This window comes from Parafrankia sp. EUN1f (assembly GCF_000177675.1).
In the GTDB taxonomy this organism is placed as follows: domain Bacteria; phylum Actinomycetota; class Actinomycetes; order Frankiales; family Frankiaceae; genus Parafrankia.
Genome location: NZ_ADGX01000094.1, coordinates 1 through 16,641, shown reverse-complemented (window position 1 = coordinate 16,641; position 16,641 = coordinate 1). Strand labels below are relative to the sequence as shown.

21 protein-coding genes and 1 pseudogene are annotated in these 16,641 nt (G+C 64.1%); 15 read left to right on the top strand and 7 right to left on the bottom strand.

Annotated features, from left to right (window positions below; translation table 11 throughout):
* The first annotated feature begins 4 nt into the window (after positions 1-4).
* The 3 genes from FREUN1FDRAFT_RS44230 to FREUN1FDRAFT_RS24665 all read left to right on the top strand — a co-directional run bounded on the left by FREUN1FDRAFT_RS44230 (position 5) and on the right by FREUN1FDRAFT_RS24665 (position 2,072).
* Complete coding sequence (locus tag FREUN1FDRAFT_RS44230) at positions 5-394, top strand: hypothetical protein (RefSeq protein ID WP_006542969.1); 390 nt, start codon at positions 5-7, stop codon at positions 392-394.
* A gap of 61 nt (positions 395-455) precedes the next feature.
* Positions 456-1,355 (top strand): hypothetical protein, encoded by a 900-nt coding sequence (locus FREUN1FDRAFT_RS24670; RefSeq protein WP_006542967.1) that lies wholly within the window; start codon positions 456-458, stop codon positions 1,353-1,355.
* A 9-nt stretch (positions 1,356-1,364) separates the two neighbouring features.
* On the top strand, positions 1,365-2,072 hold the full coding sequence (locus FREUN1FDRAFT_RS24665; protein ID WP_006542966.1) for a creatininase family protein: 708 nt from the start codon (positions 1,365-1,367) through the stop codon (positions 2,070-2,072).
* A 198-nt stretch (positions 2,073-2,270) separates the two neighbouring features.
* Here the strand turns inward: FREUN1FDRAFT_RS24665 and FREUN1FDRAFT_RS44225 are convergent, their stop codons facing one another.
* From FREUN1FDRAFT_RS44225 to FREUN1FDRAFT_RS24650, 4 genes are all read right to left on the bottom strand, one after another.
* The gene (locus FREUN1FDRAFT_RS44225) at positions 2,271-4,313 is read right to left on the bottom strand and encodes a radical SAM protein (protein WP_006542965.1); all 2,043 of its coding nucleotides are present in this window, start codon (positions 4,311-4,313) and stop codon (positions 2,271-2,273) included.
* 92 nt (positions 4,314-4,405) lie between these two features.
* The gene (locus FREUN1FDRAFT_RS44220) at positions 4,406-4,573 is read right to left on the bottom strand and encodes a hypothetical protein (RefSeq protein WP_006542964.1); all 168 of its coding nucleotides are present in this window, start codon (positions 4,571-4,573) and stop codon (positions 4,406-4,408) included.
* A 1,485-nt stretch (positions 4,574-6,058) separates the two neighbouring features.
* Positions 6,059-6,337 carry an SCO4848 family membrane protein gene (locus FREUN1FDRAFT_RS24655; protein ID WP_035953360.1) on the bottom strand — a complete coding sequence of 93 codons (279 nt, stop codon included), beginning with the start codon at positions 6,335-6,337 and terminating at the stop codon, positions 6,059-6,061.
* A 288-nt stretch (positions 6,338-6,625) separates the two neighbouring features.
* Positions 6,626-7,732: a Fic family protein gene (locus tag FREUN1FDRAFT_RS24650; RefSeq protein WP_232295386.1), complete on the bottom strand. Its 1,107-nt coding sequence runs from the start codon at positions 7,730-7,732 to the stop codon at positions 6,626-6,628.
* 552 nt (positions 7,733-8,284) lie between these two features.
* Between FREUN1FDRAFT_RS24650 and FREUN1FDRAFT_RS24645 the strand changes: the two genes are divergently transcribed.
* The 5 genes from FREUN1FDRAFT_RS24645 to FREUN1FDRAFT_RS24625 all read left to right on the top strand — a co-directional run bounded on the left by FREUN1FDRAFT_RS24645 (position 8,285) and on the right by FREUN1FDRAFT_RS24625 (position 10,983).
* On the top strand, positions 8,285-8,542 hold the full coding sequence (locus FREUN1FDRAFT_RS24645; RefSeq protein ID WP_050796018.1) for a DUF433 domain-containing protein: 258 nt from the start codon (positions 8,285-8,287) through the stop codon (positions 8,540-8,542).
* Positions 8,543-8,547: 5 nt separating this feature from the next.
* Positions 8,548-8,919: a DUF5615 family PIN-like protein gene (locus FREUN1FDRAFT_RS24640; RefSeq protein WP_006542959.1), complete on the top strand. Its 372-nt coding sequence runs from the start codon at positions 8,548-8,550 to the stop codon at positions 8,917-8,919.
* Positions 8,920-9,206: 287 nt separating this feature from the next.
* Positions 9,207-9,467 (top strand): hypothetical protein, encoded by a 261-nt coding sequence (locus FREUN1FDRAFT_RS24635; protein ID WP_006542958.1) that lies wholly within the window; start codon positions 9,207-9,209, stop codon positions 9,465-9,467.
* Positions 9,464-9,871 (top strand): type II toxin-antitoxin system VapC family toxin, encoded by a 408-nt coding sequence (locus tag FREUN1FDRAFT_RS24630; RefSeq protein ID WP_083828807.1) that lies wholly within the window; start codon positions 9,464-9,466, stop codon positions 9,869-9,871. The genes FREUN1FDRAFT_RS24635 and FREUN1FDRAFT_RS24630 overlap by 4 nt, the downstream gene beginning before the upstream one ends.
* Positions 9,872-10,290: 419 nt before the next feature.
* Positions 10,291-10,983, top strand: coding sequence for an Abi family protein (locus FREUN1FDRAFT_RS24625; RefSeq protein ID WP_006542956.1), 693 nt, complete (start codon positions 10,291-10,293; stop codon positions 10,981-10,983).
* A gap of 119 nt (positions 10,984-11,102) precedes the next feature.
* On the opposite strand, the gene FREUN1FDRAFT_RS24620 is transcribed toward FREUN1FDRAFT_RS24625, so the two are convergent.
* Positions 11,103-11,330, bottom strand: a complete 228-nt coding sequence (locus FREUN1FDRAFT_RS24620) for a type II toxin-antitoxin system HicA family toxin (protein WP_006542954.1) — start codon at positions 11,328-11,330, stop codon at positions 11,103-11,105.
* Positions 11,327-11,593 carry a type II toxin-antitoxin system HicB family antitoxin gene (locus tag FREUN1FDRAFT_RS24615; protein ID WP_232295384.1) on the bottom strand — a complete coding sequence of 89 codons (267 nt, stop codon included), beginning with the start codon at positions 11,591-11,593 and terminating at the stop codon, positions 11,327-11,329. The genes FREUN1FDRAFT_RS24620 and FREUN1FDRAFT_RS24615 overlap by 4 nt, the downstream gene beginning before the upstream one ends.
* A gap of 380 nt (positions 11,594-11,973) precedes the next feature.
* Here FREUN1FDRAFT_RS24615 and FREUN1FDRAFT_RS24610 point away from each other — a divergent pair, with 380 nt between their 5' ends.
* Complete coding sequence (locus tag FREUN1FDRAFT_RS24610; RefSeq protein ID WP_006542952.1) at positions 11,974-12,684, top strand: hypothetical protein; 711 nt, start codon at positions 11,974-11,976, stop codon at positions 12,682-12,684.
* Positions 12,685-12,803: 119 nt separating this feature from the next.
* Here FREUN1FDRAFT_RS24610 and FREUN1FDRAFT_RS47495 read toward each other — a convergent pair whose 3' ends face one another.
* Positions 12,804-12,938, bottom strand: coding sequence for a hypothetical protein (locus FREUN1FDRAFT_RS47495; RefSeq protein ID WP_255348234.1), 135 nt, complete (start codon positions 12,936-12,938; stop codon positions 12,804-12,806).
* Between the two features lie 95 nt (positions 12,939-13,033).
* Between FREUN1FDRAFT_RS47495 and FREUN1FDRAFT_RS24605 the strand changes: the two genes are divergently transcribed.
* The 6 genes and pseudogenes from FREUN1FDRAFT_RS24605 (at position 13,034) to FREUN1FDRAFT_RS24590 (ending at position 16,471) form a co-directional block, all read left to right on the top strand.
* Positions 13,034-13,228: a DUF433 domain-containing protein gene (locus FREUN1FDRAFT_RS24605; RefSeq protein WP_050796017.1), complete on the top strand. Its 195-nt coding sequence runs from the start codon at positions 13,034-13,036 to the stop codon at positions 13,226-13,228.
* A 1,059-nt stretch (positions 13,229-14,287) separates the two neighbouring features.
* Positions 14,288-14,731 (top strand): hypothetical protein, encoded by a 444-nt coding sequence (locus tag FREUN1FDRAFT_RS45285; protein WP_198144481.1) that lies wholly within the window; start codon positions 14,288-14,290, stop codon positions 14,729-14,731.
* Position 14,732: 1 nt separating this feature from the next.
* Positions 14,733-14,932: pseudogene (locus FREUN1FDRAFT_RS41915) on the top strand (IS630 family transposase); the annotation flags it as partial.
* A 163-nt stretch (positions 14,933-15,095) separates the two neighbouring features.
* Positions 15,096-15,533 carry a DUF3592 domain-containing protein gene (locus tag FREUN1FDRAFT_RS24595; RefSeq protein ID WP_157475286.1) on the top strand — a complete coding sequence of 146 codons (438 nt, stop codon included), beginning with the start codon at positions 15,096-15,098 and terminating at the stop codon, positions 15,531-15,533.
* 405 nt (positions 15,534-15,938) lie between these two features.
* Positions 15,939-16,115 carry a hypothetical protein gene (locus FREUN1FDRAFT_RS44195; RefSeq protein WP_006542945.1) on the top strand — a complete coding sequence of 59 codons (177 nt, stop codon included), beginning with the start codon at positions 15,939-15,941 and terminating at the stop codon, positions 16,113-16,115.
* A 65-nt stretch (positions 16,116-16,180) separates the two neighbouring features.
* Positions 16,181-16,471, top strand: coding sequence for an IS3 family transposase (locus tag FREUN1FDRAFT_RS24590; protein ID WP_006542944.1), 291 nt, complete (start codon positions 16,181-16,183; stop codon positions 16,469-16,471).
* Positions 16,472-16,641: the final 170 nt, after the last annotated feature.

Below are 16,641 nucleotides of genomic sequence, written 5' to 3'. Positions count from 1 at the left end.
CCGAATGAGCCAGAACAGGCCGACCCGCGCCCAGGAGACGCCCGCCGCCTTCTGGACCCGGGCCGACGTACGCGAAGCACTGCGCGCCCGGGACATGGCAACGTTCTTTCTGCTCTACAGCAAGCACGCGAACGCCAGCCAGACCACGATCGGCCAACGGGTCGGCATCGCCCAGCCCGACATCAGCAAGATCGTGCGACGCAAACGGCGCGTCGAGGAACAGCAGGTCTTCGCCCGCATCGCGGACGGTCTCGATAGCAGGTCTTCGCCCGCATCGCGGACGGTCTCGATAGCAGGTCTTCGCCCGCATCGCGGACGGTCTCGACATGCCAGCGGACGCCCGACGGCTACTCGGCGTCTCTGGCGAAGGCGGGGCGGAAGGAAGCCGGCCTGACGGGCCGATCGGAGCGCCGACGAGTCCCGTCGAGCCGCCGCGCCGGGTCAACCCCGCAGCCGTGGACGCGCTTCACGGCACGCTCGCCCAGTACGCCCGGCTGGACAACATGATGGGCCCACGCCATCTCATGGCCACGGCCGCAGTCCAGCTCGACTTCATCGGCCGCCTTCTGGCCGTGGCGGACGGCCCCACCCGGACCCGGGTTCTCCAGGTCGGATCGTCGTTCGCCGAGTTCGCCGGCTGGCTCCACCAGGACGCAGGCGACGACCGCGCCGCCGCCCACTGGTCGGACCGAGCCCTGGAGTGGGCGACCGAGGCCGACGACTCCCTGATGATCTCTTACGTCCTGACCCGCAAGAGCCACCATGCCGCCGCCCGCCGGGACCGCCGAGCAACACTCGGACTCGCCGAGGCCGCACTACGCCGCTCCGACACCATCAGCCCCCGCGCTCGAGCCCTGGCCTACCGGCAGATCGCCCGTGGCCACGCCCTTGCCGGAGACGCCGCCGCCTGTGCCCGCGCGCTCGACCAGGCCCGCCACCACGCCGCCATCACCGACGACCACGGTGAGACCGAACGCACCCTGACCGGTTACTGCACTCCGGCGTACGTCGAGCTGGAGGCCGCGGACTGCTGGCTCATCCTCGGCCAGACGCGGGAGGCGATCACGGTCTACGAGGACTGCCTGACCGACTGGCCCGCCGAGTTCGAGCGTGACCGCGGCCTGCATCTCGCCCGCCTTGCCAACGCCTACGCAGCCCAACGCGAACCCGCCCGCGCCTGCGCCGTGGCGATGGAGGCAATCCCGATCGTGGCTGACACGGCTTCCGCCCGAGCCGCCGACGAGCTGCACCGCCTGCCCGGCTGGCTCGGTCGCTGGCGGAAGACTGACGAGGTCCGCACGCTGGCCGCAGCGCTCACGACCTTGCCACCGGCCACCCGCATCGGTCGGCCGTAGGCTGCTCACGTGGACTCTCTCGCCACCACGGCCACCACCACCGACATCCGGGCGCTCAACCCCCGGGTCGCCGTGCTTCCGGTCGGAAGCTTCGAACAGCACGGCGACTTCCTGCCGTTGACGACGGATACCCTGATCGCCTCCGCCATCGCGCGCCGCATCGCCGACGACTACGGCCTGTTCCTGCTCCCCCCGATCACCTTCTCCTGCTCCCACGAACACGCCTCCTACCCCGGCACGGTCAGCATCAGCGCCCGCACCCTCATCGCCCTGATCGATGACATCACCGCATCCCTAAGCGCTTCCGGGGTAGACCGGCTAGTCATCGTGAACGGGCACGGCGGCAACTACGTGCTCTCCAACATCGTCCAGGAAGCGAACATCGGTGGGCCGCGGATGATCCTGTTCCCCGGCAAAACCGACTGGACCCGCGCCCGCGAAGCCGCCGGCATGGAGACCGACCACTCGGAGGACATGCACGCCGGAGAACTTGAGGTCTCCGTTCTGCTACACACCACACCCGAGCAGGTCAGAGACTCTTACAAGAGCGGCGACCACATAGCCAACGAGCGCCCTCACCTACTCTCGGTCGGAATGCCCACCTACACATCCACCGGGGTGATTGGCAGACCATCTCTCGCCAGCTCGATCAAGGGCGGTCATCTACTCGCCGGGCTCAGTAGTGCGTTCAAGTTCCATCTTGATCTAATGCTTTGATCAACCACCCAGCATAAGCAGGCAGCGAACTGCCGAGTTGATCGAATTACGAATCAAGAGCAGCGACCGACAGCCGCGCCGCGCGGCGGCTGCGCGCGGCGCTGGAGCGCCGTGCTCGCCGGTGCGTCGCGGCCCACGGCTGCCTGTTGGTGGTCGATGAGATCAAGCGGGAATCGGGGGTAAAACGGGTGATAACGGTCACCCAGACCGAAGCTCCGCAGAGGCGGACCGCTTCACAGGCCGGGCTGATATTCGATCGAAGATGGACGGCGCCAGCGTCTTGAGGTCGCCGAAAGTGACGTCCCCCTCAATGCAATGTTCAAGGAGGACACGAGAACCGCCGCGGACGAAGTAGACGGACCCGCTGACGCGGTTTATCAGGATTTTCTGTTCCGCTTCATCGGGGTGATCAATCAACATGACCAGATGCGACATCGCGGCATCGCGCGGAAGTCCGCCCAACTCCCATGTCCGGGCGCCCTGTTCGATAAGCTCCGTTGGGCTAATCGCAGCGAGGATGCCCAGCAGAAGTTCGCGTGGAATCCAACCAGCAGCTTGGTAATCAGGGATATCGAGGGCTGCACCGTGCAACATATCTGCCCACTCTCCGGCACGCCCCGCCGATATTCCATCCCGCACGTCGTACGCGTAGTAGACATCAAGATCCTCGTCCACGCGAGGCGACCTGTGTAGGGTCAAGCCAAAACGCTCAGGGTGGCGAAAGATTGGAGCGTTGTGCTCCAGCGAGAATGTCCCGACGCCGAATGATCTAACAATCTCACGGTTGCCCACGATGAAATCAAATGTCTCCTGCGCGTCCGCCTCTTCCTCTCCGGGGAACCCGAAGAAAAGAAAGCAGTGCATCCAGATACCGGCTGCTGCGGCAGCCGACAAATTACTTACTATGACCTCCCTGTGGGTATTTTTCCGCATCAGCCGGAGTACCCGTTCTGAGGCGGACTCAAGTCCGACATACAGCGACCTGAAGCCAATCCTATGCAGATTTACAAAATCCTCGGACCGAAAAAAGTTCTCAAACTTTATCAGTCCTGTAAGATTCCATCCAGTGACTTCATGGGAAGGTGCCATCTCTCCCAAATCGCGCAACAGCTTAGGCGGGAGAGCTTCGTCATTGAAGGCGAAGTATCGAACGCCGTATCTTGCTTCAAGTTCATGCAGAGAGTCCAGTACCGCCCCGGCACCATAGCCGGCATACTTCTCACCGTAGACCATACCGTGATGGCAGAACTCGCATTTTCCCCAATAGCAGCCACGGGAGGCGAGCAGAGGGAGGGTCGTATGCGCCGAAAGGTATTGAGTCAGCGGCATGTCGTCAAAGTCGGGGACCGGGATCTCGCGTGGCGTGAGCGGCGCACACGGTTCGCGAGACTCGATCGCTCCGTCATGCAGATAGACAATCCCCGGGACATTGTCAACAGCGGGGGAACCTGAGAGCAGGTTCCGCAGGATCTCCTCTGCCGGCTTTTCGCCCTCATTGCGAACGATTATGTCGAAAAAACTCCCGAACCAGTCGTTCTTCAACGATCCGCGCTCGAATATCCGCGCCAGTATCGTTCCGCCGACGAGCACAGGTACATCGGTATGTTCTTTTATTATTGATCCCGCCAGCAGGGTAAAGTACAACTGTTCTTGGCCGATACAGGAAATTCCGATCGATCGAGCTGGATGTGTACGCACGTGCCTAACCACGCTCTCGCGGAGGAACTCGGCTAGCAGCTGGGGCGGGCGCCGAACCATCCTTTCCAACGCGGCCGAAGATAGGTTGTCACATTCTAGATGGAACTCGTATGGTGAGACGGAAAAGTCCTGGCTGACCTGGGAGATCGCAGCTAGATAGGTCGTCAATGAGCTCACGCCAATGTAGTGGCGGTCGAAGTAGCTAGCTTTGTCTCTCGGGTAAATCGGTGGTTGACTATTCTTCATCCGGTGTAGATCGCTCCGGATGGCTGCTACGTTCTCGAACAGCCTCTGCAACGAGACCCGGACCTGATCCGTCAGGTCCGCCCTCTCGTGGACCTGACGGATCAGTAGCTCGGCACAGTGATCGGAAAGTAGCCATTCGAAGAATTCGACGTTCAAATCGACAGAACTGACACTGAACCCAGCTCGCTTCAGCCAAGCTGATAGCGATGGCAAGGACAGGGACGGCTGGAAGGGACTCCACTGCGGCGGGAATAGGAGGAGGATATCTAGAATGCTACTTTCCCTATCTGCATCCATGCACACGTCTACCCGTGATTCCTGGTCGGACCGACGGTTTGAACGAATAGGATGGATGGCCGCCGGAATGAACAATTTGGGGCGGAGAGTATTTACTTGGGCTTGGTGTTGTTGTTGTTATGGTTGTTGTTATTTCCTCCGGCCGCACTCAGCAGGCTTCTCTCGCTGCTGTCCGTCAGGACTTCGACAATTTCCTCCGGCCGTGCATCCTTGACCAGTTCAGCAATTCTGAGATTGATATTCCCTGTCGGACTTGTCATCCCACAATCCTTTCTGGATATCGCTCGAGATCCAACGCGAGCGATACTCACACAGTGGTCACGTCTCGTCAACTCTGCACTGCAACGGGTCGCTACTTTGAATCCGCAACAGTCGGGCGGCCTGTAGTTGTGGACCCTTGGCGCTAAGTTCTTGCTATTTGCCATCTCAATGGCCGATATCGCAGGGATATTCCTTGTCGGGCGTTGTCCTCGCTCGCCGACCTGTTGTGGAGGGAGCCTACCTGTTTGAGTCGGGTCAGGTTGTGGCCGATACGCCTACTTTCCAGCCCTCGTGGAGCCCAGCGGCAATGTCCTATCGCTGTACTTAAGCGGGTGGACATCACTCCGGCGGACACGGCCCGACGCTCAAGGCCAGGGTGGGGCGACCTGGGGGACATCCGAGGACGTCTGTGGATGGAGCGCCGTTCTCTCATAATCCGCAGGTCGGCTACCTGCGCCAGATCACCGGGAAGCTAGGTAGCCAACTGTGTAGCCAAGCCGGCGGACGGACGCGGATGCCAGCGGACGAGTCAGGCCGACTTTGTGCAAGGGAGGGTATGAGGGTTCGTGGATCCGAGGTGCGGACCGTCGCCGCGGAGGCGAAGCACGTACATGCGGAGATGAACACCGGCGGTTTCAGCCTGATTGATCCAGCCATGGCGCGATGATCTATCACTATCCCGCCGTCGCGCACGCCGGTGGGCAGAAGAGCAAGCAGGGGGCACGCCAGCGGACGGCCGGGAGACTGAGGCAGTTGCAGCGGACAGCCCGACCCGTCCACCTTGGCAGGGGCGAGACTTTCTGTGGCCACCCTGCGAAACGGCTTCCGCGAATGCGGTCCGTGACCACTGCTCGGGAGCGTTCCGTACCGCAGTTGTACTGCAACGGGGACGGACGTCCGTGGGCGCCGACGGACGTGATCGAGCCCGTGGCCTGCACCGGGGGACACCCACGGACGTCTGCGGACGATCGAACATCTGATATGGGTCAGGTGCTCCGCCGGTGCGAGACCGGCAGCACCTCGGATACTCGGATACCCAGCGTAGCCGATCTACGCTAACAAATCACGTTGAGTGCCCATTCCCCGGCTGGGCGCCAGATGATCTGACGGGCCGCCGGCCGGGTCAAGGGCGCCCTTCGGGCGGTCCTACGGACTGGCTGCGCCATCCTTGACCCGGCCGGCGTCCCGCACAGGCGAAGGCACTGTCCGGGGAACAGGACAAAGAAATGGGAGGCACGACGACCACCGACCCGTGGGCGGAGACGGCCGCTGACGCCTCCGGATCCGGCCCGGTTCTGCCCGCCATGCGCCCGTGAACCATGGTCAACAGTGGGATCCCGTGAGACTCACCGGGACCACACCTCGACGATCACGGCGAAGCATCCGCCCAGGTCAGGCCGGGTTCACCGAGGCCAGGAGGACCACACGGCGCCGGGCAGATCGGCGCCCCGGGTAGTTTTCAAGACCGCCGTATACCCGAGGCATCAGCGACCAGAGCTGATCAACCGGTCAGACGAGACAGCATCATCGCCGGGGGCACCGGGACGGTTCACGCGAGCCCCGCGGATGCCGAGCCAGCCGACGACGGAGCCGACCACCAGCGAGACGACCGTCAGGACCAGGTGGACCGTGAAGAAGCCGGTCGGACCGTGGTCCCAGGAACGATCATCCTTCCAAATATTGCGAAGGAAATTTGGCCAGATGGCCCACGTCCAGACGCCGACTGCGATCAAGAACCAGGACGCACGCTTCGAAAGGGTCACCCCACCAGCTTCGCACCCGCCCGAGCGGACGAGCCCACCGAGACCCATCACACAGAGTGACGCAAGACACCCCCGGCAGAACCAGTACCTAGGTCATATGTGAATGTTCTACAAATTCGGCCAGATGGCCCACGTCCAGACGCCCACCGCGATCAGGAACCAGGACGCGCGCTTCGACAGGGTCACCGGTCCAGCTTCGCAGCCACCCCGACGACCAGCATGATCATAAATCATGCTGTTCGGTGAGACCGAACACGTCTGCGGAGCCACCGCCCGACCGACGGAGCCTCAGCGGCCCGACCGGCCCCGTAGCACAGAAGTGACCTCCACTGCCTCAAAGACACGACCGTAGCTTCGCCCGGTACGTTCCCGCAGAATTTCTAGATCTACAAGCCTGGCGACGGCATTGCTGGCCGCCTGCAGAGTCCTGCCGGTATCTTCACTGACCGAACGCACCGTGACAAATGGACTCCCGATCAGCCGGTCGATGACATCGCGAACCAGTCCACCGGTCAGGCCCGCCACCTTGAGGCGTCGCACATATTCGGCCTGGAGACCGAGAAGGTCGTCGACCGTCCGAATAGTTTGCTCACAGGACTCGGCCAGACCTTCGGAAAAGAAAGAAATCCAGCCGTCCCAGTCCCCCACTGCGCTAACTTCCCTCAAACGGTCCTGATACTCTTCCCGACGCACCTCCAACCAAGGCGACACAGCCAGCAGCGGCTCCGAGATAACCTCCTTCCAACAAAGATCGAGGACCACGAGAAGCCGCCCGATTCTTCCATTTCCGTCATTGAATGGATGAAGGGTTTCGAACTGGTAGTGCGCCATCGCGGCAGCCACGACCGGATCAATGACCTTCGAATCAAAATTGACCCAGTCCAGCAGATCACGGACGGCGGCGTCCAATTCCAGTCCGGGCGGCGGCGGGACGAAGCGAGCGGTGTCGATCGCACCACCGCGGCTTCCGATCGCAACCTGAATCGAGCGGATCCTCCCCGCATCACGGGTATCCGCAGGAGTTCCACGCACGAGATCTCGATGCATCTGGCAGAGCGCGGCGACCGTGAGTGGGCGGCCGTCGCCTATCCACGCGAATGCCGCCTCGGCCGCCCGGACGTAGTTAAGGACCTCACGGACCTCCTCGCTCTGCGAGGTCGGCTCTGTGACCTCAGCCGCGAGCACGTCCTCCAGCGGAGCGAAGGTCCCCTCCAACGCAGACGTGCTCTGCGCCTCCGTCCGAAGCGTGGGCTGCAGAAGCAAGGCAGGTTCAGGGATCTGTCGGCCGGCCTGGTCGAGACGACCGAGAGCTCGCCCCGCGCGGGCTACGTTTCGCCACGTCCCTCCCGCCAGTGCCGGCTCGGCGCCCCCCAGCGGGTCCGGCTGGAAGGCCACGTGTTCGTACGCGACGCCCGTCCGCCCGTCCGTTCCAGCAATCTTGACGAGATGTCCAGTGGGGCTGCGCTCGAACCGATCCCGATCCACAATCCAAGTCTACGGGCAAAAACTTGAGATCTTCCCGCGCGACTCAAAGTCCGCTTGCAGAGCCCGTCCCAACGCCATCCCGCCGACCCATCGGACGACAGGTCCTGGGCCCACCTCCACCCAAACACAGAAAGCGACCACGACGACACCCATCCGCTACTGACCGTGACACAGCAGGCTGGAGTACCTAGGTCATAAGTGAATGTTCTACAAATTCGGCCAGATCGCCCAGGTCCACACACCCACCGCGATCAGGAACCAGGACGCACGCTTCGACAGAGTCACCTCTCCAGCCTCGCATCCGTACGCACGGACGGGACGATCGAGAACTGCCGCGGGCCGTGAAGCTGGACACGCACGCGACGCCAGCGCCATGGCTGCCGCACAACCCACGAGCACCACGCTGCCGCGACCTCGCGGCCTGTCTCACGGCGACCACCTCAGGACCACCATGATCACCGTATGCTGAAGTACGAGAGGAGGTGGCCAGTGCACTTCACCCGCATCACGGTGAACCCGGCGCAGATGGGCGGGGTTCCCTGCATCCGTGGGTTGCGCATCCCGGTAGCAACGGTCGTCGGGATGATCGCGGACGGCATGTCCGCCACCGAGGTCACTACTGAGCTGCCCGACCTCGATGGGGACGACATCCGCGAGGCGCTCCGCTTCGCAGCCGAAGCCGTCCGCGAGCAGCAGCTTCCGCTGATCATCCCAGCCTGACCAACGTGCGCTTCCTGCTCGACAACAACCTGTCGAACACTCTCGCGACCGGTCTGCGCGAGGCCGGGCACGACGTTCTCCACGTTCGAGACGTCGAACTCGGCGCGGCCGACGACACCACCGTCCTCGGCTTCGCGCGAGACGAGCGAAGGGTTCTGATCTCAGCCGACACCGACTTCGGCGGCATCCTCGCCCGGAGCGAACTCGACAGCCCTTCTGTGATCCTCTTCCGCCGGGAAGGTGGTCGCCGCCCCGTCGAACAGCTTCGGCTTCTCCTCGCGAACCTCGACCAGCTGGCAGAAGCGCTGAAGGACGGCAGCATGATCGTCCTCACCGACCGTCTTGTCCGGGTCCGGAAACTGCCGCTGATCCCCTGATCTCCGCCGACCACCTTCGGCGTAGCGGCGCAGTACCTAGGTCATAAGTGAATGTTCTACAAATTCGGCCAGATCGCCCACGTCCATACACCCACCGCGATCAGGAACCAGGACGCACGCTTCGACAGAGTCACTCCACCAGCCTCGCACCCACGGGCGCCGTGGCCTCTCTGTGGGCGCGCGATTTCAGCCACGTTGATCGCCATAGAGTGGGATAGCGGCCGGAGTCGCGACGGGCAAGAAGATCGATGGAGGGTGAGGCGGGTGAACCAAAGTTACGATGTGCCATGGCGGAGATGCCGCTCCCCCCCGACGATCAACTCGCCGAGGTCGTCCGAGAGGCTGCCGCATCTGGTCAGGTCGTCTACCTGACGGACAAGGGCCAGCGGTTGGCCGCGATCGTGCCGGCGGGTCTCGCCGAACTCCTCGAACGGGGCGAGACGACCAACGGACGGCGCGTACTCGGCGCCCGGGGCGCAGGCCGCAGCGGCCGGCAGGACATCTCCGAACGCATGGAGGAGATCCTCGCCAACGAGGTGGCGTCATAGCCCTCGTAGTCGACGCCGGTCCGCTCTACGCGTACGTCGACGCCGACGACCAACATCACGAGGCCTGCGCGGACCTGCTGGAAACCCATCCTGGACCGCTGATCGTCCCCACCCTTGTGATCACCGAGGTGGTCTACCTACTGGATACCCGGCTCGGCACGCAGGCCGAGCTGCGTTTCCTCGCGGACTTGGCCTCCGGTGCGTTCGATATCGAGACCGTCCACCCGACCGACTGGCTGCGGAACGCGGACCTGGTCAACCAGTACCGCAACCTGCCCTTGGGCACCGTGGACGCATCAGTGATCGCCTGCGCGGAACGACTCGGCGTCGATGAGGTCGCCACCGTCGACCGTCGGCACTTCACTGTCGTCAAAGCCAATCGAACGCTCGCCCTCCTGCCCTAGTTAATCGTCAATCGAGGCGGCACAGCTGCCGGAAACGATGCGCAAGCCCGTCAGCGGGACGCTCCTCACGCGGGTCACGCGCCATCTGGCGCCCTCGCAGCCGCTGACCACCACCGGCACGGCGTGACCCAGGCCCAGTACCTGGGTCATAAGTGAATGTTCTACAAATTCGGCCAGATCGCCCACGTCCACCTACCGCGATCAGGAACCAGGACGCACGCTTCGACAGAGTCACCCCACCAGCCTCGCACCGGCCGCGAACCGTGGTCTCCGTGTGGGGGCGCGAGTTCGGACACGTTGATCGCCGTAAAGTGGGCGGACAGAAAAAACCCCGGGGGCTTGCCGCTCAGCAGTGAAGCCGTACAGCGGTAGAGGCCATCCGGGGTGTCCACTGCACAGTGTAGAAGACCGGTAGCCCGATGTCGAACGCCCTGACCCCGTCGCACGCCTGCGCGGTCCAGATCCGGCGCAGACTGAGCGCCGAGCGCCTCGAACCGTACGAACGGGCCTGCGATCATGACCTTGAGCAGGCAGTGGCCCTGTACGAGTGGAACTGCAGCATCAGCGCCGCGTTCCACGAAGTCCTCGGGCTCTTCGAGATCGTCCTGCGCAACGCCCTGCACGACCAGCTCACCCTCTGGCATCAGCGCCAGCGAAGGGCCGGCCAGTGGTACGACGATCGGGCCGGCATCCTCGAAGCTCATCGAAGGCAGGACGTCGCCGACGCCTACGCCAGGTTGCGCCGCGACCGGAAGGACATCACGCCCGGCCGAATGATCGCCGAGCTGACGTTCGGCTTCTGGCGCTACCTCCTGACCAGGCGATACGAGGCGACCCTGTGGACTCCCGCACTCCGCCGCGCGTTTCCGAACCTTCGCCCGGCGCAACGGGTCCGGATCTACAACCCCGTCGACAGCCTCGTTCGGCTCCGCAATCGCGTCGCGCACCACGAACCGATCCACAACCGACCGCTTGCGACCCTTCACCATGATCTTCTGCGTGTCGCCGGACACCTCGACGGCGATGTCGAAGAGTGGATCCGCAGCCGAAGCCGAGTGCCAACTCTCCTGCTGTCACGACCGCCGCAGCCGCCCGCAGTACCTAGGTCATAAGTGAATGTTCTACAAATTCGGCCAGATCGCCCACGTCCACACACCTACCGCGATCAGGAACCAGGACGCACGCTTCGACAGAGTCACTCGTCCAGCTTGCACCCGGAACCACGCGCAGCTCAGGTGAGCAACGTCCTAAGCTCCTCCGCCTCGATGCCCGCCTGGCGCAGAACAGAGGCGAGGGTGCCTGTCGCCAACTCCCGGTGAAGCGGGACGATCACGACCCGGGCGTTCTCCTTGTGCCGCAGCTTGCAGTGCGAGCCACGCGTGGCGACCTCCTCGAAGCCGGCACGCCCCAGAGCCTTCACCACCTTCGCCCCGGAGACCCGAGGCAGCGCGGGTGTCACGCCGACAGGCGGATGTCCAGCGGAGCGACGATGGGACCGTCCGCGGCGGTGGCGGGGAACGGCTGGTCCTCGAAGTACAGCTCCAGCGCCTCACGAAGGTTCGCCAGCGACTCCTCGACGCTGGCTCCCTGGCTGGTCACCTCGACCTCCAGGGCCCGCGCCACATACCAGTCGCCCTCGTGCGTGACGACAGCCGTCAGCCGCGCCGCTCGCTCCATGGAGATCAGCCTAGCCGTCCCTGCCACTCCTGGCGAAGCGCTCACCGCCACCTCCTCGACATGGTCGACCAGACCTCTGTCGACCATACGAGCAGAAACGATCTTTAACGACCCGAGTACACGCGAGAGACACAAGACCGCTCCCGGCCCCGGGGAGTACCTAGGTCATAAGTGAATGCTCTACAAATTCGGCCAGATGGCCCACGTCCACACACCCACCGCTATCAGGAACCAGGGCGCACGCTTCGACAGCGTCACCCCACCAGCCTCGCACCCACAGACGCCGTGGCCTCTCTGTGGGCGCGCGATTTCAGCCACGTTGATCGCCATAGGGTGGGCGGACAGACAAAACCCCGGGGCATGCCGCCTGAGCGGTAGAGGCCATCCGGGGTCTACACGGCCACTGTAGAAGATCCGGTGCACCGATGTCCAACCCCCTGCCTTCACCCGACGCCTCTCGGCTCCGGCGGAGGCTGAGCGCCGAACGCCTCAGCCCCTACGAGCAGGCATGCGACGGCGACGTCACCCGCGCGATCATGCTCTACGGGTGGAACAGTTCGGTCAGTGCCGCCTTCTACGAGGTTCTGGGGCTACTCGAAGTCGTGCTGCGTAACACGCTTCATGACCAGCTCACGGCGTGGCACGCCCGCCAGCATCGCCCCGGAGAGTGGTGGGACGCCCCTACCAGGACTCTCGAAGCCCGCGCCCGTCAGGACATAGCGGATGCCAGAGCCAGGATCCGACGCAACAACAAGACCGTGGTTCCTGGCCGGATCGTCGCCGAGCTGAATTTCGGCTTCTGGCGATATCTGCTGTCCCGCCGCTACGAGGCGACTCTCTGGACGCCCGCGCTCCGCCACGCCTTCCCCCGGCTTCGCCCCGCCCGCCGCGCGACGGTCTACGAACCAGTCAACCGGCTCGTCAACCTCCGGAGCCGCATCGCCCACCACGAACCGATCCACAACCGACCACTGCAGCAGATGCACGCCGACCTGCTAAGGGTGGCCGACTACCTGGATACCGACGTGCACGACTGGATCATGAACCAGAGTCGCGTCCCCGGCCTTCTCGCCGGCAGACCCGCTCCCGACGTACCGGCTCCGCGCCAGTCACTCGACCCGGTACCTAGGTCATAAGTGAATGTTCTACAAATTCGGCCAGATGGCCCACGTCCACACACCCACCGCGATCAGGAACCAGGACGCACGCTTCGACAGAGTCACCCTTCCAGGTTGCACCCGGGATCGCGCTGGGCTCAGGTGAGCAACGCCCTAAGCTCCTCCGCCTCGATGCCCGCCTGGTGCAGAACAGAGGCGAGAGTGCCTGCCGCCAGCTCCCGGTGAAGCGGGGCGATCACGACCCGGACGTTCTCCTGTGCCGCAGCTCTCACGGCGACCACATCAGGACCACCGTGATCACCATATGCTGAAGTACGAGAGGGGGTGGTCAGTGCACTTCACCCGCATCACGGTGAACCCGGCGTAGATGAGCGGGGTCCCCTGCATCCGTGGGTTGCGCATCCCGGTAGCAACGGTCGTCGGAATGATCGCGGATGGCATGTCCGCCACCGAGGTCCTCGCCGAGCTGCCGGACCTCGACGAGGACGACATCCGCGGGGCACTCCGCTTCGCTGCCGAAGCCGTCCGCGAGCAGCAGCTTCCGTTGGTCATCCCAGCCTGACCAACGTGCGCTTCCTGCTCGACAACAACCCGTAATCCTCGCGAGGAACCCGCAGGGTTCGAGTCCCTCCGAGCGCACGCCAGGTTGAGACAAAGCCCAGAGCCCGCGCCGCGTAATCGACTGCGGGGCTCTGACCGACCCCCAACTTTCGAATGTCTTCTCGGTTCGCACTGTTTACGTCGGTGGGGCGTCCGCCGGTGCCGGTCGCGGGCCTGGCGGCTCTGGACGTCCGTGTACGTCGCGGTTGTTCCTGCTCGCTGTTTTCGGGCCGTGGGCGGCACCGGGCGAGCCTGACCCATCCCGCCAGCAGGACCTTCAGGGCTGGAGAGTGCGGAGCTGTCGACCACGACTGTGTACAAAGGTATAGTTGCGCCACCGGACAGCGGGGGAGTTCTGATGGGTTCACAGACAAAGCTTCGCGGAAGGGACGCGGAAGACCTCCTGCTCACCATAGTCGCTGCGCGAGGTGGCGACGAGAGTGCATTCCGGATCATTTACCGCAGAGTCCAACCCGGGCTGCTGCACAGGCTTCGCGAGCTTTCCGATGACGACATAGAGGATGAAGAGTTAGCGGATATGGCGGCTGGGGCGTGGCTGCGGATAATCAGGAACCTGGAATCATTCCGCGCTGACTCGCTCACCGTCGCTCCGGCCCGACGTAGGAAGCTCGCCGGCGAGGAGGCAGCGGTGGCCGCCTTCCGGCGAACGTGTCCCGTGGCCGGGCCCTCCCCCCGCAGCGGCCTGCCTATCAGGATCTCGCTTTCGAAGCTTCTGACTGTGAAGGTCGCGGCCGCAGCCGCGTTCGCGGCCACGAGCGGTGTCGCCCTCGCCGTCGATGCCGGTACGGTGCATTCGTCGCCGGGCGGCGGCACCCACCTGGCGGCCGGCCGGATGTCGACCCCGACAGAGTCATCCGCCACGGCTCACGCGGGCGGACCGAGGTCGTCTCCCGTGATTGGACTGGGAAGCGGCGCACCTACCTCACCCCTGCAGCCATTGATCTGCCGCAACCACGCTGCCGCCCGCGGTAACCCCGGTCCCTTCCCGACGAGCCTCGGCTTGGCCCCGCTGATAATTGGCGCCGACGGCCCGGAGAACGTGACTGCCTACTGCATGGTACTGACCGATACCCCACCGCTGGGATACATCCATCCCAAGCCAGATAAGCCGGCGGCGGGGCCTGTGGTGTCGGCGGGCGTGTCCGGTAAACCGGCTACCAGGCCCGCCAATGCTGAGGTCTCAGGTGGGTCTGCGGCGTCGGTCGGGGCGTCTGGTAAACCGGCCACCACACCCGGCAAGCCAACCAAACCAGCCAAACCAGCCACGACACCCGGCAAGCCAACCAAACCGGCCAAACCAGCCACCACACCCGGCAAGCCAACCAAACCGGCCAAACCAGCCACCACACCCGGCAAGCCAACCAAACCGGCCAAACCGGCCGCCGCATCGGGCAAGCCAAAGGATTCGGGCGACCTCCCGGTTTCGGCCGGAATGTCCGAGTAAGCCGGAGAAGGCGATCGTGCTGTACGTCGACGAGAAGAGTCAGATTCAGGCCCTGGACCGTACCGCCCCGGTGTTGCCGCTGATGCCCGGCACCCCGGAGCGGAGGACGCATGACTACGTCCGTAACGGCACGACCAGCCTGTTCTCCTGCTCGACCCGACCTCCGGTGTGGTGATCGCCCAGCACTTCCGGCGGCACCGCCACCAGGCGCCTGTTCCACGACGTCCCCCCGAAGACCGCAGCGGCAGTCGGGCCACAAGGCCGTATGTGGAATGGTTGGTCGGTGTCGTCAGACGGTGAAAGCGCGGCCAGTCCTGGCATGGAGCGAATGGGCCACCGGGGACTACCTCAGCGGTTGACAGGCGTGGATCTCATCACCGATCGCGACAGCAGAGATCGACAGCGGCCCGTGATGCCCGAGCGGACGATCGGTGCCCTGGCACGGAACGTGGCCTGGCTGGCCGGGGAGACGGCCGTCGTGATATTGGCCGTCATGTTTACGCATCGCGTGATCGAAGGCGTCGCGACGCCGATCATCATCGGGACGATCATCATGATCGTGCGAATCGGGGAGGAGCTCCGCCAACAGCTGCGGCTGGCGCGCCACGCCGTGATCGTCGACGGCGTCATCGAGCAGTTGGGTAGGCGTAGACGGGCCGATGGCGGTCGAGATCATGTCATGGTGCGTTACACCACCGAGCGGGGTTCGGCGCGCTTCTGCTGGATGCACGTTCCACCATCCACAGTGGGAGATCAGGTTTCGGTGCGCCATGACCCATGGTTTCCCTGGCGGGCGGCCTAGGGTTTATCTGGAGGTGATCTTGTCGCGTTCGTCGTAGCGCGCCGGATCGCAAGCTGCTTCATCTTTGGTCGACGCATCACGTACCATTTCATCGCCGGCCTGGTGTGCCTGGGCGTTGTCTCTGTTCTCTACATTCTGCTTTAAGCTGTACCCGCGCTGGACGAATTCAGGCCAGAGCCTTGGCCTCGTCGATCTGCACCGGCTCCGCCATCCACTCACGACGGGACTCACGACGAACGGCTCACCGATCCTCGACCCGGTGACGGCCCAGACCTGAGCCCACCCCTGTGACCCGCCGCGGAGACCGTGGTCGAACACCGGCCTCCGTCACGTCGCACGCCTCGCGGCCCGGCTGCATCTCTCCTACGGTCATGACCGCGGAAGCAGCCCGGATAGGGTCGAATCATGGACGCCCCGACGGATGGCCCTTCGATTCTCGCCATGGCCGATCTGGCAACCCCCATGTCCATACGGGTGGCCGCGACACTCGGTCTGGTGGAACACGCCGGCAGTGCGGGGGCGACCGCGGAACAACTGGCCTGCGACACGGCGACCTCCGCACCGGCACTCCGGCGGCTCTGAGGTGCCCTTTTTCTTCCGGACAGTGGCCCCTACTAGAATAGGGGACAGGCCGGAAGGAATGATAGTTGACGCAGAAGCGAAGAAAGTTCACGCTTGAGTTCAAGGAAGAAGCCGTGCGGATGGTGATCGAGACATCCCGTCCGATCTCCGATGTCGCACAGGAATTGGGCATCCTGGAAGGAACCCTAGGGAGCTGGGTCGCCACCTACCGGCGTGCCCATGCCGGTGAGGCCCCGCCGGCGACCGCCGACGAAAGTGCCCGGCTCCGCGAACTCGAGCGGCAGAACCGCGAGCTGCGCATGGAAAACGAGTTCCTGAAAAAAGCCGCGGCGTACTTCGCCAAGGATCATCGGTGAGCGACACGTTCGAGTTCATCGATGCGGAGTACGCCGCCCGCACCACCGCGAATGCTGGCACACCGACGCCGTCCATCATCCAGATGTGCGCCTGGCTCGACGTCTCCCGTTCCGGCTTCTACGAATGGCGTGACCGCCCCGCCTCCGCGACCGCGACCCGCCGCGGGGAG